Origin of the sequence: Sphingomonas sp. LR55, from assembly GCF_036856015.1 — a bacterium.
In the GTDB taxonomy this organism is placed as follows: Bacteria; Pseudomonadota; Alphaproteobacteria; order Sphingomonadales; family Sphingomonadaceae; genus Sphingomonas.
The window spans coordinates 3,751,038-3,768,131 of the sequence record NZ_JASPFO010000001.1; the positions used below are offsets into that span (position 1 = coordinate 3,751,038).

A 17,094-nucleotide genomic window follows, 5' to 3' on the forward strand; every position below is an offset into this window, starting at 1 on the left:
GGTTTGGAGACACAATGTTCAAAAATCGGTTTCCGTATGCGGAAATTGCTAGACGCGAACCGCGCAAGGCCTCTACCTAACGTCCAAACCATAAGTTCGAAAACATTCGAACACTCAGGAGAGAATGCCGATGCGTATGATCGCATATCTGTTGTCCGCCGCAGCAACCACGGCGATCGTCGCCCCGGCATTCGCGCAGGACGTCCCGACCTCGCAGCCCGAAGCGCAGGCGACCGCGACGACGACGTCGGGCACGGCGGCTGGGTCGGTCGATGCGGGGCAAACCCCGGTCGCCGCGGCGCCACTCTATTCGGGTAACGCCAGCGACATCGTCATCACCGCCACCCGTCGTTCCGAGCGGCTGTCGAACGTGCCGATCGCGGTTTCCGCGGTCGGTTCGGCAGCGCTGGAGAATACCGGCGCAAATGACATTCGTCAGGCCACCCAGCTTGTCCCCTCTCTGCTGATTTCCTCGACTGGCAGCGAGGCCAACGCGTCCGCCCGCGTTCGCGGTATCGGCACCGTCGGCGACAACCCGGGCCTTGAGAGCTCGGTCGCGGTATTCATCGACGGCGTCTATCGCAGCCGCACCGGCTCGGGTCTCAACGACCTCGGCGAAGTCGATCGTATCGAGGTTCTGCGCGGTCCGCAGGGTACGTTGTCGGGCCGCAACGCCACGGCAGGTTCGATCAACATTCTGACGAAGCTACCGTCGTACAAATTCGGTGGCTACGCCGAGGCGACCTACGGCAACTACAACAACGTTCGTATAGCCGGCGGACTGACCGGCCCAATCATCGCAGACAAGCTCGCGTTCCGCCTCGATGGCGTATTCGGCAAGCGCGACGGCTATTATTACGACGTCGTCAACAAGACCGATTACAATGATCGCAATCGCTATTTCGTCCGCGGGCAGCTGCTGTTCGAGCCCTCGTCCGACGTCACCGTCCGCCTGATCGGCGACTACACGCACCGCGACGAAAAGTGCTGCGGCGCGGTTTACATCAACACGCAGGAAAAGATCGATCCGACCCCGGGCGTCCCCGGCGATTTCGCGATCAATCCCGCGGGCAACCGCATCGTCCAGGTCATGCAGAGCATGGGTGCGGTTTTCCCGAGCGCGGGCGATCCGTATAACCGCCGCATCGCCAACTCGCCCGGCCGCGCCTATTCGAACGTCACGACCGATTACGGCGGCTCGGGCCAGATCGACATCAACCTCGGTGGTGCCTCGCTCACCTCGATCACGGCATACCGCGAATACAAATCGGGTGGCGCGGGCGATATCGACTACGGCAATCTCGACATTGCCTATCGCCCCGATGACGGCAACAGCTTCCGCCAGTTCCACACCTTCAGCCAGGAAGTCCGCCTGAACGGCTCGCTGTTCAACGACAAGCTCGACTGGCTGGTCGGTGGCTATTACTCGAAGGAAGACCTTGTCGTTGCCGACAATCTGAAGTTCGGCACGCAATATGGCGCGTTCGCCGCTTGCCGCATCGTCGCGACGATCAATCCTGCTGCGGCACTGCGTAACCCGGCCAACCCGGGTTGCCTCAGCGCAGCTGGTCGCGCGGTGTTGTCAGGCCAGGTGCCCGGCACGACGCCAGCCTTCGGTGCGCTGACCAACACGGTGCTAGCCGGTATCGATCGCCTCAGTACCGTCAACAATGTCGGCGACGTCCGTTCGACCTATTATCAGGACAGCGAGAACTACGCGTTCTTCACGCATAATATCTTCAAGCTAACCGACAAGCTGTCGATCACCGGTGGCCTGCGCTACACGCATGAGGCGAAGGATTTCCACGGCGACTTCAACAACAACAATGCAGTCTGCCCGGTTCAGCAAGCCAATCTCAGCCCGCTGCTCGCCAGTGCGGCGGTCCCGGCGGCGGTCAAGACGCTCGTCGGCGGCATCGTCACGCTTACCTGCACAGGCAACTCGACGACTGCGCTCAATGGCCTCGATCTCAATAATGGCTTCAAGGAAGGTGAGTTCACCGGCACCGGCGTGATCTCGTACAAGCCGCGGACCGACACGTTGCTGTATGCGTCCTACTCGCGCGGCTACAAGGCGGGCGGCTATAATCTCGATCGTTCGGATCTGACGGCCAACGTATTCTCGTCGCCGACCAACGCCAGCGCCGCCAATCTGCGGTTCGATCCCGAGACCGTGAACGCGTACGAGGTCGGCCTGAAGTTCACGTCGAAGGATTTCACCTTCAACGTCGCGGGCTTCCGTCAGGAGTTCAAGAACTTCCAGCTGAACACCTTCAACGGCACCAACTTCATCGTCCAGAACATCAGCACCTGCGATACGAGCCTGAACGGTGCGGATCAGGATGCGAGCTCGACGACCGGTGCTTGCACGGGGAAGACGAATTACGGCGTGATCTCGCAAGGTTTCGAGCTTGAAGCCGGGCTGTTCCCGGCGCCGAACTACTCGGTGAACCTCGGCTACACCTACACGAACACGCGCTTCCGCAACAATCTGGTTGGTACCGAAAGCGGCCAGCCGCTCGACGCCGCACTGTTCCTGCTCTCGGGCAGCAACCTGTCCAATGCGCCGAAGCACACCGTGACCGCGTCGACCGCATGGACACCGGATATCGGCCATACCGGGCTGACCGCGTTGTTCTACGTCGATGGCCGTATGACCAGCGACTACAACACGGGGTCGGACCTGTTCCCGGAAAAGGCACAGGACGGCTTTTTCCTGATGAACGCCCGCGTCGGCATCCGTGGGCCGCAGCAGAAGTGGGCACTCGAGGTCTGGGCGCAGAACCTGCTCGACACCAACTACCAGCAGGTTGCGTTCAACGCACCGTTCCAGGGGGCGGGCAGCCAGGCGCAGACCCAGGCGTTCGGCACCACCGCAAACCAGATCTTCACCTCGTATCTGGCCGAACCCCGCACCTACGGCCTGACGCTCCGCTCGCGCTTCTGATCGCAAGCTTTGGGTAAGAAAAGCCGGTCCGCACTGAGGTGCGGGCCGGCTTTCTCATGTCTGTTTCCTCCCTTACAGGGGAGGAACGGAAATGCCCTACGCTGCCAGGTCGATCTCTTCCCCCGCCGCCGCCGCTAGCAACCGGCGCTCCAAGGTCTTCAACCGAGCAGGCTGGGTGATCCGGTCCCCCGTCAGGTCGGTGATATAGAACGTATCGACCGCGCGCTCGCCATAGGTCGCGACATGTGCGGAGTGGATCGTCACCTTCGACTGGAACAGCGCATTGGCGAGCTGGTTGAGCAGCGCCGGCCGATCCCGTGCATTGACCTCGACCACCGTGAACCGGTTCGACGCCTTGTTGTCGACCAGCGCGTTGGGGACGATGTCGAACGCCTCCGCGCGTCCGGGGCAGGGGTTTCGCCACCAGCCGGTCGGCAAGCTTGCCGCGGTTGGCGAGCGCGTCCTCGATCGCGGTCTTCAGCCGCGACAACTGGCCGGTTTCGTCGAACGGCCGCCCGAACGGATCCTGCACCAGGAAATTATCGACCGCCATCCCGTCACGCGTGGTGTGGATTCTCGCGTCGATGATGTTGCCGCCAGCAACGTGGATCGCCCCGGCGATGCGGTAGAAGAGGCCGGGATGATCGGCGGCGTAGATCGTCACCAGCGTCGCACCGCGCCCTGGATAGACGTGCGCGTCGATCGCGAGTTGCGCTTCGCCGGTGTTGGCGAGGAAACGCGCATTGTGCGCGAGCACGTCCTCGGGTTCGGCGATCCAGTACGCTTCGGGGAGACGGTGGACGAGCGTTGCAAACGTCGCTTCGTCCCAGCCGAGCGCATCGCGCAGATGCTCCTGCTTGGCCGCGATTCGCTCGGCACGCCCCTTTTGCTTGTGGCCGAGGCGAAGGACCTCTTCCGCCGCTTCGTACAGATCGCCGAGCAACTGGCGCTTCCAGCCGTTCCACACGCCCGGCCCGACGGCGCGGATGTCGACAATCGTTAGCGTGAGCAGCAGGCGGAGGCGCTCGGGGCTCTGCACCACGTCGCAGAAATCGAGGATCGTCTTGAAGTCGCTGAGGTCGCGCTTGAACGCGGTCGCCGACATCAGCAGGTGCCAACGGACCAGCCAGGCGACGGTCTCCGTCTCGGCGGGCGTGAGCCCGAACCGTGGACAGAGACGCTGCGCCACCTCCGCGCCCAAGATCGAGTGATCGCCGCCACGTCCCTTGGCGATGTCGTGGAGCAGGACCGCGACATACAAGGCGCGCCGCGACACGATCTGTTCGAAAATCGCGCTGGCGAGCGGATGCTCTTCTTTGAGCGCACCGCTCTCGATCCGCGCGAGCAGGCCGATCGCGCGGATGGTGTGCTCGTCGACGGTGTAGTGATGGTACATGTCGAACTGCATCTGCGCGACCACGCGCGCAAAATCGGGCACGAACCGGCCGAACACGCCCGCCTCGTTCATCCAGCGCAGCACCAGTTCGGGATCGCGGGGCGAGGTTAGCACCTCGAGGAACAGCGCGTTCGCGGTTGGGCTGGTGCGCACGTCGTCGACCAGCTTCGCGTCCCGCGCCGCGGCGCGCATCGCCAGCGGATGGATCTCGACGCCGTGCTTGTCGGCGAGCTGGAAGATCTCGATCAGGCGTTCCGGATCGGCCTGGAAGAAGTCGTCGCTCGGCAGCGCCAATCGACCGCGATCGAGCACAAAGCCGTTGAGCTTGCGCGGTGAGCGGCGGATCGTCGGCAGGCCGAAACGCCGTCCGCGGGCAGCGAACTTTTCGTCGAGATGCGCGAGGAACACGCCGCTGAGCGTGCCGACGGTCTTCGCCTGCAGGAAGTAAAACTGCATGAACCGCTCTACCTTCGATTTGCCCGGCCGGTCGGAGAACCGCATCCGGTCGGCGATCTCGCGTTGCAGGTCGAACGTCAGCCGGTCCTCGGCGCGGCCAGTGATGCTATGCAAGTGGCATCGGACCGCCTGAAAGAAATTGTCGGCGCGGTGGAACAGGCGGTATTCGGCCTTGGTGAACAGCCCGACCTCGACCAGTTCCGCGGCGCGTTGGACGTCGTAGATGTATTTGCCGATCCAAAACAAAGCGTGAAGATCGCGAAGGCCGCCCTTGCCCTCTTTGACATTGGGTTCAACGACATAGCGGGTGTCGCCCATCTTGCGGTGGCGCGCGTCGCGCTCGGCGAGCTTGTCGGCGATGAAGGTGCGCGCGGTGTCGGCCTGGACTTCGGTCTTGAACCGGTGCGACGCCTGTTCGTACAGCTCGGTGTCGCCGCAGACGTAGCGCGCCTCGAGCAAGGCGGTGCGGACGGTGACGTCGGCCTTCGCCTGGCGGACCATCTCGTCGAGCGAGCGGCTCGACTGGCCAAGCTTCAGCCCAAGATCCCATAGCGCGTACAGCATCGACTCGATCACGCGCTCAGCCCAGGGCGTCTGCTTGCCGGGGGTAAGGAAGCCGATATCGACGTCCGAATGCGGCGCCATTTCGGCGCGGCCATAGCCACCGACCGCGATCAGCGTCAGGCGCTCGCCGATCGTCGGGTTGGGCAGGGGGTAGAGTCGCTGCGTCGTGAAATCGAACAGGATGCGGAGCAGCGCGTCTATCAGATAAGCCTGCGCGCTCGACGCTTCCAACCCGCGCGACGGATGTTCGACGAGGCGGCGTTCGACCTCGACCCGGCCTTTCTCGAGTGCGGCCTTCAGCAGCGTCGTCGCGTCGCGGCGGAGCGCAGTTGCGTCGACGCCCTCCAGCGCAGCGATGGTTTCGGCGACGGCGCGGCGATCGATGATCGTGCGACGGTTGGGGAGGTGATCAAAGCGGCCGGACATGACGCCCAGATAGGGGCGCAACGCCGATGCGTCATCAGGATTGCGCAAAACGTCTGTGAAACGTAACCGGACGCGCGAGTGGAGGACGAAAATGAGCGAACCATTGCGCGTGGCCCTTGCGGGTCTGGGAACCGTTGGCGGCGGTGTGATCCGATTGCTGGATGCCAACCGCGAGTTGATTGCGCGGCGCGCCGGGCGCGAGATCGAGATCGTGGCGGTGTCCGCACGTGATCGCGGCAAGGATCGCGGCGTCGATCTGTCGCGGTTTGCCTGGGTCGACGACACGACTGCGCTGGCGAAGCAGCCGGGGGCGGATGTCGTGGTCGAGCTGATCGGTGGATCGGACGGACCTGCGCTGACGCTCGCACGTAGCACGCTCGGGGCGGGGCGGAGTTTCGTCACCGCGAACAAGGCGATGATCGCGCATCACGGGCTCGAACTCGCGCAGGCTGCGGAGACGGCCGGGGTCGCGCTGAAGTTCGAGGCGGCGGTTGCGGGGGGCATCCCGGTTATCAAGGGGCTTCGCGAAGGCGCCGCGGCGAATGAGATCGCGCGTTTATGGGATCCTCAACGGGACGTGCAATTTCATCTTGTCGAAGATGGAATCGGAAGGTCGCGACTTTGCCGAGGTGCTTGCCGAGGCGCAGGCGCTGGGGTTCGCAGAGTCCGATCCGAGCTTCGACATCGACGGCGTCGACGCTGCGCACAAGCTGTCGATCCTGGCTGCGGTCGCGTTCGGGACGCAGCCGGCGTTCGACGACGTCGCGATCAGCGGCATCCGGCATTTGTTAGGCGCGGATATCGCCGAGGCGGCGGCGCTCGGGTATCGCGTGCGACTGCTGGGCCTCGCGGAAGCAGGCGCGGACGGGCTGTTCCAGCGCGTCCATCCGCATCTGGTACCGATCGATCATCCGCTGGCGCACGTTACCGGATCGCTTAATGCTGTCGTGGCGGAAGGCAATTTCGTCGGCCGGTTGCTGTTTCAGGGCGCTGGTGCGGGTGACGGTCCGACCGCGAGCGCAGTGGTCGCCGACTTGATCGACATCGCGCGGGGAGTTCGGCCCGCCGTTCGCGATGCCGGTGGTGTCGCTTACCGCGGCACCGAAAGCGGATAGTGGCGAGCGGCGGGGGCGAGCGTATTTGCGGTTCACCGTCGCGGACCGGGTCGGGGTGCTGGCGGAGATCGCGGCGGCGATGCGCGATGCGGGGGTCTCGATCGAGAGCCTGATCCAGCGCGGGGCGATTGCCGATGGCAGCGTGCTGGTGGCGATCGTTACGCATGAAAGCCCGGAGCGGTCGATCGCGCAGGCGCTAGAGAAGCTGCGGGGGTCGCAGAGTTTGGTGGGGCAGCCGATGTGGATGCATATTCTGGATTGAGGGGGCGGTAATGACTGCCACTCCCGTCTAAAGCGACCACCCCGGCGAAGGCCGGGGCCCAATTAGGAAACGGTTGTAACGGCGGACTGAGCGCCGTCACTGCAACCTTTCCAATTGGGCCCCGGCCTTCGCCGGGGTGGTGGATAGCAAGCAACCTCCTCCTTGTTCTCCCGCGAAGGCGGTCGTGCCGACGTGATGCGCTGCGCTACCTTAATTTACCGGGTCATCGAGCACGATCGGCACCCGGTTCGACTTGTCCGGCTTCTTCCGAAACTTCCGCCCGACGTCGCGCACCAGCGCCATGGCGTCCTTGCCCTCGTTATTCTCGCAACAGCTATGTGGATCGATCAGCGCGCCGATGCCGCGGATCAGCACGACCGGGACCGTGAACAGGTCGACGCCCGTGCATCCGCCCGGCGGACACACCGGCCCACTATTGTCGAGCGCCGCGCGGATCGCCGGTCGGTTGGCGTGGGCGATCCTGTGGTGGGCGTTCGCCGGGCAGTGGCAGGCGCTGTTCGGATGCGCCCTTGCCGCCGCAGACGATCACCTCGGTCGGACTCGAACCGGGGCAGGCGGGCGGATTTAGGATCGACCAGCTCTGCGGCGGCGGCGCCACGATCGGTCTCGCCGGGGGTGCCGATGCGGCGACTTGCAGCAGTACCGACAGCAGGATCATTGTGCGCCCCCGTTACGTCGCTTCACCTAGTTCACGGTGCCGACGGGGCCGTCGAGATCGATCGGCACCCGGCCGCTCTTGTCGGGCTTTTTCGCCAGCGCGCTCTTGATCAATCCTACCGCAGCCTTCGCGATCGGGGCGATCGGTGGACCAAAGCCGACCTGGCATCCTCCCTGTCGGGCGGCGCACGGTGTCTCCGACAACTCCAGCGCGCGGACGGCGGTGAGGTTGGGGTTGGAGGCAACCGCGTGGTCGGGCGGGCCGCGATCATCGCGCATCGGCAGGCGAGGGGTCGTCGTCGCGGATTTGCCGCAGACGACCACTTCATTGCCGTCCTGCGTCTGCGTGGCGCACGGATCGACGAGGATCGAGAAACGCTCGGGCACGGGCGGCGCAACCGGGGCCGCGGCCACCTGAAGCAGGGCAGATAGAAGTACGGCGATCATACTGGATTCCTATGGCGCGGCGCGGGCCTTACGGCGCGGGCTTGCGGAACGATGTGCCGCCTTCGCCGCCGACCGTCATGGTGACGCCTGCCATCCCGCCGCCGACCTGGAAGGGGCTGAGATCGGCGAGCGGCGAGGTGCGGTGGAGCAGGCGAGTGCGTTCGTCCCTGAGGCTTTCATGCTTGGGATCACCGGCGTCATGGACGACGAACGGCACGCGAAACCGATCGGCGGTTCGCATGCCGCAAACCGTGATGTCTGTCGCATCGACACTGGTCGGGCAGGAGCGCTCGGCGGCCATACGCGCCTTCGCGGTCGCCATCAGCGGGTCTTCGATCAGTATCGATAGCAGCATGACCAGCATCGGCATCTCCCGGACTGACACGCAGACTGGCCGCGATCGTCCGAAGGAGCAAGCGTCATTGCTCGATCTTGGCGACTCCGAGTCGGGGAATGTCGATTGCCGGGCAGCGGTCCATCACAACTTGCAGCCCTGCAGCTTCGGCGCGCGCTGCCGCTTCTTCGTTGATGACGCCGAGTTGCATCCACACGGCCTTTGCACCCGCCGCAATCGCCTGATCGACCGCTTCGCCGGCCGCGGCCGAGTTACGGAAGATGTCGACGATGTCGATCGGGTCGCCCAGCTGCGACAGGTCGCGGAAGACGAATTCGCCGTGGACATGCTCGCCGGTGATCTGCGGATTGACTGGGATTACGCGGTAGCCGTGCGCCTGAAGCTTGGCCATGACGCCGTAGGACGGGCGATCGGGGCGGTCGGAGGCGCCGATCATCGCGATCGTCCTAGCACCTTCGAGCAAGGCCTTGATATCGGCATCGGCGATCAACGGCATCGATGCCTCCTATGAGGGAAACCTGGTCCGCTCGTACCGTGGCAGAAGGCCACTCGGTACGACCGGTAATAAGACAACGTAGATCAGGCCCGCGAGTTTCACAGTTTTCCGAGCCATGCGACGACCTGAGCCGCAATCGGCATGAACACCGTATCGTCGGGATTCGAAGCCGGCGGCGTGCCCGCGTCAGACGCCGTGCGGATCGAGATCGTCAGCGGCACGCGGCCGAGGAACGGGATGCCCAGTTCGCGCGCCGCCGCCTCGGCGCCGCCATTGCCGAACGGGTCCGACGCTTCGCCGCAATGCGGGCAGATATAGCCGGCCATGTTCTCGACTAGACCGATGATCGGGATGCCAGCCTTCTCGAACAGGTCGATCGCGCGGCGTGCGTCGATCAGCGCGAGATCCTGCGGGGTCGAGACGATCACTGCCCCCGCCGGCCGGTATTTCTGGACCATCGTCAGCTGGACGTCGCCGGTGCCGGGCGGGAGATCAAGCACCAGCGTATCGGTCACGCCCCAGTCGGCCTCGACCAGCTGGCCGAGTGCGCCCGCCGCCATCTGCCCGCGCCACGCGATCGCCTTGCCCGGCTCGACGAGCTGGCCCATCGACAGCAACGGTACGCCGTACGGGGTCGGGACCGGGTCGAGGACCTTGTCCTTTGCGGTTGGGCGCGTGCCCTCGACGTTCATCAGCCGCGGCTGCGATGGCCCGTAGATATCGGCATCGACCAGCCCGACGCGACGACCCGCGCGACATCGCGATCGCGAGGTTGGCGGCGAGCGTCGATTTGCCGACGCCGCCCTTGCCGCTGGCGACCGCGATCAGCCGGCGCGTCGAGCGTTCCGCGGTCACCGCGATCCGCACTTCGGACACACCGGGTTGCGTCGCCGCCATCCGCACGGTCGCCTCCAGCGCATCGCGCGCCTGCGGGTCGAGCCCGGTCGCATCGATGATGATGCCGGCTCGCGCGCCTTCCATCCGGACGGTTGCCCGCTTGCCTGCCACTGCGGCAACCGCCGCCTTTACGCCTTCGATGTCGATCATGCGGGCCAGATAGGGCCGCTAAGGCCGCTTGGCACTGTTTTTCCGCCGCCGCACACCTATAAAGGTTGGTATGACGATCTTCTCGCGCTGGTTCCGGCGCCCCGATATCCTCGCCACCGAAACACCGAAAGGCCCCTGGGGCGGCTCGGGCGACGACGGTAATAGCGGCCCTCGCAATCCCTGGGCGCAACCTCCGGGTGGCCGCAAGCCTGCTGCCAAACCGACCGCGCTCGACGAGTTTCTGCGCAAAGCACGCGGATCGGGCGGCGGCGGTAGCGGCGGCAATGGCGGCTTCGGCGGCTTGCCGTCGGGCGCCAACGCCCGCGCGCTCTGGGCGATCGGCGTCGCGATCATCGCGGTCGTCTGGATCCTGTTCACCTCGGTCCACCAGATCGGCCCGCAGCAACGCGGCGTCGTCACCTATTTCGGCAAATATGCCGGCACGCTCGATCCGGGCATCCGATTGACGATGCCTGCGCCGATCGCCGATGTGACGGTGGTCGACGTGCAGAAAATCCGCACTGACAACTTCCCCGTCGGCGACGGCGACAACCTGACACTGACCGGCGACCAGAACATCATCGATCTGGCGTATTCGGTCCGCTGGGACATCGCGGACCCGCGCGATTACGTGTTCCAGCTTGCCGAGCCTAACGACACGGTCCGTGCCGCTGCCGAGAGCGCGATGCGCGCGGTAGTCGCGACGACGACGCTCGATCAGGCGATCGGCACCGGCCGTACCACGATCGAGCAGCGCGTCGCCGAACTGACTCAGCAGATCCTCAACGACTATAAGTCGGGCGTCCGCATCCAGGGCGTCGCGATCAAGCAGGCCGCAGCACCTGCGCGGATCGTCGAGGACTTCAACGCGGTCACCGCCGCGCAGCAGGAGGCGATCGCCAACCTCAACCAGTCGCGCTCGTATGCGCAACAGGTCGTGGCGCGCGCGCAGGGCGAAGCCGCGTCGTTCGACAAGGTGTATGAGCAGTACAAGCTCGCGCCCGAAGTGACGCGTCGCCGCATGTATTACGAGACGATGGAGGCGGTGCTCGCCAAGAGCGACAAGACGATCGTCGAGACGCCGGGCGGGGTGGTGCCGTATCTGCCGCTGTCGAACGCCAAGCGCTTGCCGAACCCGGAGGCTGTCCAGTCGACGCCAGCGCCTGCCGCGGCGGCGGCTGCCCCCAGTCTGGAGCCGATCAGTGAACGCCGTGAGTTTCCGCAATCCGATCGTCGCCGGCATCGTCGCGCTGCTGCTGGTAATCCTCGCCGCGTCGACCTTCGCGATCGTCCCCGAAACCAAGCAGGCGGTGATCCTGCGCTTCGGCCAGCCGATCCGCACGGTCAACGCGTGGCAGCCCAACACCGCGTTCGGCCAGACCGGCGCGGGCCTGATCGCGCGCATCCCGTTCGTGGACCGGATCGTCTGGATCGACAAGCGCGTGCAGGATCTCGAACTCGACAACACGCTGGTGCTGTCGACCGACCAGCTTCGGCTCGAGGTCGATGCCTATGCGCGTTACCGAATCGTCGATCCGCGGAAGATGCGCAACGCGGTCGGCAGCGAGGATCGGATCCCCGATCAGCTGCGCCCGATCCTTGGTTCGGCCTTGCGCAACGAACTCGGCAAGCGGCGCTTCGTCGAACTGCTCAGCCCTGAGCGGTCCGAGCTGATGGACAACATCCAGAAGGGTCTCCAGCGCGTCGCCAGCCAGTACGGCGTCGAGATCGTCGACGTTCGCATCAAGCAGGCGAACCTCCCCGTTGGTCTGCCGCTCGAAAGCGCGCTCAAGCGCATGTCGAGCGCACGCCAGCAGGAGGCGATAACGATCCGCGCCGAAGGCCAGAAGCAGGCGCAGATCGTCCGTGCGCAGGCCGATGCGGATTCGGCGAAGATCTATGCCGAGAGCTTCGGCAAGGATGCCGACTTCTACGACTTCTACCGCGCGATGCAGTCGTATCGGCACACGTTCGGTGCGGATGGCGGTACGGCACCGACCGGTTCGACGTCGATCATTCTTTCGCCGAACAACAGCTATCTACGGGAATTCGAGGGCCGCGGGCGTTGAGCCTGCGGAACCTTTGAACCCCTGTTCATATTCAAGCATCATTCAGGACGGTGTGGCTAAGCGCCACCTGTTTCGATTGATGAAACGAGAGGACAACATCTAGTGCGTTACGCCTACGCCATTACCAGTGCTCTTCTCCTCGGCGGCGCGACCGCGACGCTCGCGCTCCAGCCGAGCGGTGCGCAGGTCGCGCAGAACGAACCCGGTGCGATCCAGGCGGTCTCGCCGAAACCCGGCGCGCCGATGAGCTTCGCCGACATGGTCGCGCGGCTCCAGCCCGCGGTCGTCAACATTTCGACCAAGCAGACGATCGTCCAGAAGCAGCAGGCCAATCCGTTCGCGGGCACGCCGTTCGGCGACCTGTTCGGCGGCATGGGCGGCGGCGGCCAGGGTGGCGCGCCGGTGAAGCGCGAAGGCGCCTCGCTCGGCTCGGGCTTCCTGATCTCGCCGGACGGCTATGTCGTCACCAACAACCACGTGATCTCGCCAGGCGCGCAGGGCGCGACGGTCGATTCGATCACCGTGACGCTCAGCGACAAGAAGGAATATGTCGCCAAGGTCATCGGCAAGGATCAGGAATCGGATCTCGCGCTGCTGAAGATCGATGCGGCCAACCTGCCGTTCGTGAAGTTCGGCGATTCGAACGGCGCGCGCGTCGGCGACTGGGTCGTCGCGATCGGCGAGCCGTTCGGCCTCGGCGGCACCGTGACCGCGGGTATCGTCTCGGCGATCAACCGCGTCACCGGCCAGGGCGGCGCGTATGACCGGTTCATCCAGACCGATGCGTCGATCAACCAGGGCAACTCGGGCGGCCCGATGTTCGACCTCAACGGCAACGTGATCGGCGTGAACTCGCAGATCTTCAGCCAGTCGGGCGGCAATATCGGCATCGGCTTCGCGATCCCCGCCGCCGTCGCCAAGCCGATCATCGCGACCTTCATGAAGGGCGGTACGATTGAGCGCGGCTATATCGGTGTCCAGCTCCAGCCGGGTGGCACGATCAATGAAGATACCGCCGCGGCCCTCGGCATCGCCAAGAACCAGGGCGAGCTGATCAACGACGTCACCGCAGGCGGCCCGGCGGCGAAGGCCGGCGTGCGCGCAGGCGACGTCGTGACCAAGGTCAACGGCCAGGTCGTTACCGTCGACCAGTCGCTGTCCTACCTCGTCTCGAACGTGAAGCCCGGCCAGACCGCGCGTCTCGATATCCTCCGCAACGGCAAGCCGGTGGTCGCCAACGTGGTCGTCGTGCCACGTCCGAGCGCCGACAAGCTGGCCGCGACACTGGGTGGCGACGCGCAGGGCTTTGGCACCGACGACGGCGATGATGGCGATGATTCCGCTACCCCCGCCGCACCGACGGCAGGCGCAGCGCTCGGGATCGGCGTCCAGCCGCTGACCCCGGCGATCGCGCAGGCGGTCGGTGTCGAGACGAACACGCAGGGCGTCGTGATCGCCGTGGTCGCACCGACCAGCGATGCGTTCGGCAAGCTCAAGCGCGGCGACGTCATCATCTCGGTCAACGGCACGCCCGTCCGCACTGCGGTCGACGTCCAGAACGCGGTCAACGTCGCCAAGGCCGCCGGTCGCCCGCAGGTCCTGTTGCAGGTCAAGCGTGGCCGCAGCCCGGCGCAGTTTCTGCCGGTCAAGATCAAGTAATCCACGACCGACACGACTGACCTCAAAGGACCGTCGCTCGGCTGAGCGGCGGTCCTTTTCTTTGCGGCGCGCGGGGTTAGGGTCGGCGCCGGATACAGAGGACGAGACCCATGACCGACGGCATCTTTATCGGCGCCAGCGTGGACGGCAAGCCGCAGACGCTGGAACTGAAGCGCGCGAACCGCCACGGCCTGATCGCAGGCGCGACCGGCACCGGCAAGACGGTGACGTTGCAGGGGATCATCGAGGGCTTTTCCGCGAACGGCGTGCCGTGCTTCGTCGCCGACGTAAAGGGTGATCTTTCGGGGCTCGCGATGGCCGGCTCGCCGACCGCGAAGACGCACGCGACCTTTGCCGAACGCGCCAAGGCGATCGGCGACGATAGCTGGGCCTATGCCGACAACCCGGTGCAGTTCTGGGACCTGTTCGGCGAACAGGGCCATCCGATCCGCACCACGATCAGCGAGATGGGGCCGCTGTTGCTGGCGCGGCTGATGGACCTCAACGAAGTGCAGGAAGGCGTGCTGACGATCGCCTTCCACGTCGCCGACAAGGAGGGGCTGCTGCTGATCGACCTCGACGATCTCCAGGCGATGCTGACCGAATGCGCCGGCCGCGCGGACGAGTTGACGGTCACGTACGGCAACGTCTCGAAGCAGTCGATCGGCGCGATCCAGCGGTCGCTGCTCCAGTTGCGCACGCAGGGTGCGGAGAATTTCTTCGGTGAGCCTGCGCTGGAGATGAACGATTTCATCGGCGTGGATGACCGGGGCAGGGGCATCGTCAACATCCTCGCCGTCGACAAGCTGATGGCCTCGCCGAAGCTCTACGCGACGTTCCTGCTGTGGCTGATGAGCGAGCTGTTCGAGCATCTCCCCGAGGTCGGCGATCCCGACAAGCCGGTGCTGTGCTTCTTCTTCGACGAGGCCCATCTGCTGTTCGACGAAGCCCCGAAAGCGCTGCTGGAGAAGATCGAACAGGTCGTCCGCTTGATCCGCTCGAAGGGCGTCGGCGTGTATTTCATCACGCAGAACCCGATCGACATTCCCGACACGGTGGCGGGTCAGCTCGGCAACCGCGTCCAGCATGCTTTGCGCGCGTTCACGCCGCGCGATCAGGCGGCGGTGCGCTCGGCGGCGGAGACGTTCCGGGCGAACCCCGGCGTCGACGTCGCGACGATCATCACCGAGCTGAAGGTCGGCGAGGCGCTGGTGTCGCTGCTCCAGGCGGATGGCGCGCCGACGCCGGTCGAGCGCACGCTGATCAAGCCGCCTGCCTCGCGCGTCGGCCCGATCACGGCGGCCGAGCGGAAGGTGATGATCGAGACCGATGCGATCGGTGCGAAATACGACACGCTGGTCGATCGGGAGTCGGCGGAGGAATTGCTGGCCGCTAAGACGCAGGAGGCGAGCGCTGCTGCCGCCGAGGCAAAGGCGACGACCGAGGCGGAGAAGGCTGCGGCGGCGCAGGCAAAGCTCGATGCGAAGGCGGCGAAAGAGGCGGAACGCGCGCGCATCGCGGACCAGCGCGAGGCGGATCGCCAGCAGCGTGAAGCCGACCGCGAGACGGCCAACTCGCCCTGGACCAAGATGGCATCGTCGGCGACGCGCGCCGCCAGCTCGTCGATCGGCCGTCAGGTCGCCAACGAGATCGGCAAGCAGGTCTTCGGCACCAAGTCGCGCCGGTCGTCGTCGAGCGGTGGTCTGGTCGGCACCGTGTTGCGCGGGGTGTTAGGCGGCCTCTTCCGGGGGTAGACTGCATTGATGATCTGGGGCGGGCAGCCTCCCCAACAAACACCACCCCGGCGAAGGCCGGGGCCCAATTGGGGAACGGAGGTAACGTAGGGCGGCGCTCCGTTACATCGACCTTTCCAATTGGGCCCCGGCCTCCGCCGGGGTGGTGGTCAAGCCATTCAAGGAGTCAGACATGTCCCTCGATTTCGAATCCACTACCGACTGGAGCCCGACCGACTGGACCGCGATCGGCGAAGACAGCCTCGACGACGCAATCACGCTCCGCCGCGCGATCCACGCCGACCCCGAAGTTGGCCTCCACTGCCCGCGTACCTCGGACAAGGTGAAGGCCGCGCTCGCCGGCCTGCCGCTCGAGATCCGCGAAGGCACTTCGACCACCGGCTTCGTCGCGATCCTCCGCGGCGGCCGCGCAGGCAATGCCGGCGGCAACGGCCGCACCGTGTTGCTCCGCGGCGATATGGATGCGCTGCCGATGCAGGAGGAAACCGGCCTGCCGTTCGCCTCCAAGATCGACGGCGCGATGCACGCCTGCGGTCATGATTCGCACACCGCGATGCTCGTTGGCGCGGCCAAGGCACTGTGCGCGCGTCGCGAAGACCTTCCCGGCACGGTCGTCTTCATGTTTCAGCCCGGCGAGGAAGGGCATCACGGCGCCCGTCATATGATCGCCGACGGTCTGCTCGACTCGCCGTTGCCCGAGGCGGGCTTCGCGCTTCACATCTCCCCCAACATGCCGATGGGCCATGTCGTCAGCCGCGCGGGCACGTTGATGGCCTCGACCGACACGCTGCGCGCGACGATCACCGGGCGTGGTGGGCACGCGGCTATGCCGCACGACTGCCTCGATCCGCTGCCGATCGCCTGTGAGATCGTCACCGCCTTGCAGACCTACGTCGCGCGCCAAGTGGCGGTCACCGACCCCGCCGTCCTGTCGATCACCAAGCTCAACGCCGGCAGCGCGCATAACGTCATCCCCTCGACGGTCGAGATGCTCGGCACGATGCGGACGCTGTCTGAGCGCACGCGTGAGCAGGTTCGCGCCGCGTTCATCCGCATGGTCGAGGGCATCGCCGCCGCGCACGGCGCCGTCGGCACCCCGACGATCGAGGAAGGCTATCCGGTCACTGTCAACGACGAGCGGGCGACCGATCTGATGAAGGCGTGCGCGACCGCTATCGGTGGCGAGGGTGCGTATCAGGTGATGCCGCCGATGATGGGCGCGGAGGACTTCTCGTACGTCCTTCAGAAGCTGCCCGGCGCGATGGCGTTCATCGGCGCGGCGCCCGAGGGCAGCGATCCGCGTACCAACCCGCCGCTTCACAACACGAAGATGACGATCGACGAGCGCGTCATGGCGCACGGGATCGCGATGCATTGCACGGTGGCGGAGCGGTTTCTGGCGAACGGGTTCGACTGAGGGCGA

The 17,094-nt window shown here is 65.5% G+C and carries 10 protein-coding genes and 4 pseudogenes; 7 read left to right on the top strand and 7 right to left on the bottom strand.

Features of this window, described 5'->3' with window-relative positions; genetic code table 11:
* Nucleotides 1–130: 130 nt before the first annotated feature.
* Complete coding sequence (locus QP181_RS18170) at nt 131–2,947, top strand: TonB-dependent receptor (RefSeq protein WP_333929386.1); 2,817 nt, start codon at nt 131–133, stop codon at nt 2,945–2,947.
* Nucleotides 2,948–3,043: 96 nt separating this feature from the next.
* Here the strand turns inward: QP181_RS18170 and QP181_RS18175 are convergent.
* Nucleotides 3,044–5,789: pseudogene (locus tag QP181_RS18175) on the bottom strand ([protein-PII] uridylyltransferase).
* A gap of 91 nt (nt 5,790–5,880) precedes the next feature.
* Here QP181_RS18175 and QP181_RS18180 point away from each other — a divergent pair.
* Nucleotides 5,881–7,166 (top strand): annotated as a pseudogene (locus tag QP181_RS18180) (homoserine dehydrogenase).
* 210 nt (nt 7,167–7,376) lie between these two features.
* Here the strand turns inward: QP181_RS18180 and QP181_RS18185 are convergent.
* The 6 genes and pseudogenes from QP181_RS18185 to QP181_RS18210 form a co-directional block, all read right to left on the bottom strand.
* Nucleotides 7,377–7,592, bottom strand: coding sequence for a hypothetical protein (locus QP181_RS18185; protein WP_333929387.1), 216 nt, complete (start codon nt 7,590–7,592; stop codon nt 7,377–7,379).
* Nucleotides 7,593–7,599: 7 nt separating this feature from the next.
* Nucleotides 7,600–7,845, bottom strand: coding sequence for a hypothetical protein (locus QP181_RS18190; RefSeq protein WP_333929388.1), 246 nt, complete (start codon nt 7,843–7,845; stop codon nt 7,600–7,602).
* Nucleotides 7,846–7,871: 26 nt separating this feature from the next.
* Nucleotides 7,872–8,291, bottom strand: a complete 420-nt coding sequence (locus tag QP181_RS18195) for a hypothetical protein (RefSeq protein WP_333924049.1) — start codon at nt 8,289–8,291, stop codon at nt 7,872–7,874.
* A 28-nt stretch (nt 8,292–8,319) separates the two neighbouring features.
* On the bottom strand, nt 8,320–8,655 hold the full coding sequence (locus QP181_RS18200; RefSeq protein ID WP_333929389.1) for a hypothetical protein: 336 nt from the start codon (nt 8,653–8,655) through the stop codon (nt 8,320–8,322).
* A 55-nt stretch (nt 8,656–8,710) separates the two neighbouring features.
* Complete coding sequence (locus tag QP181_RS18205) at nt 8,711–9,142, bottom strand: CoA-binding protein (protein WP_333929390.1); 432 nt, start codon at nt 9,140–9,142, stop codon at nt 8,711–8,713.
* A gap of 98 nt (nt 9,143–9,240) precedes the next feature.
* Nucleotides 9,241–10,189, bottom strand: a pseudogene (locus QP181_RS18210) (Mrp/NBP35 family ATP-binding protein).
* 70 nt (nt 10,190–10,259) lie between these two features.
* Here QP181_RS18210 and hflK point away from each other — a divergent pair.
* From hflK to QP181_RS18235, 5 genes and pseudogenes are all read left to right on the top strand, one after another.
* A pseudogene (hflK, locus tag QP181_RS18215) lies at nt 10,260–11,366 on the top strand (protease modulator HflK); the annotation flags it as partial.
* A 25-nt stretch (nt 11,367–11,391) separates the two neighbouring features.
* On the top strand, nt 11,392–12,258 hold the full coding sequence (hflC, locus tag QP181_RS18220) for a protease modulator HflC (protein ID WP_243693216.1): 867 nt from the start codon (nt 11,392–11,394) through the stop codon (nt 12,256–12,258).
* Nucleotides 12,259–12,360: 102 nt separating this feature from the next.
* The gene (locus tag QP181_RS18225) at nt 12,361–13,917 is read left to right on the top strand and encodes a Do family serine endopeptidase (protein WP_132737640.1); all 1,557 of its coding nucleotides are present in this window, start codon (nt 12,361–12,363) and stop codon (nt 13,915–13,917) included.
* 110 nt (nt 13,918–14,027) lie between these two features.
* Nucleotides 14,028–15,671, top strand: coding sequence for a helicase HerA-like domain-containing protein (locus QP181_RS18230; RefSeq protein ID WP_333929391.1), 1,644 nt, complete (start codon nt 14,028–14,030; stop codon nt 15,669–15,671).
* A gap of 172 nt (nt 15,672–15,843) precedes the next feature.
* Nucleotides 15,844–17,088 carry a M20 metallopeptidase family protein gene (locus tag QP181_RS18235; protein WP_333929392.1) on the top strand — a complete coding sequence of 415 codons (1,245 nt, stop codon included), beginning with the start codon at nt 15,844–15,846 and terminating at the stop codon, nt 17,086–17,088.
* Nucleotides 17,089–17,094 lie beyond the last annotated feature (6 nt).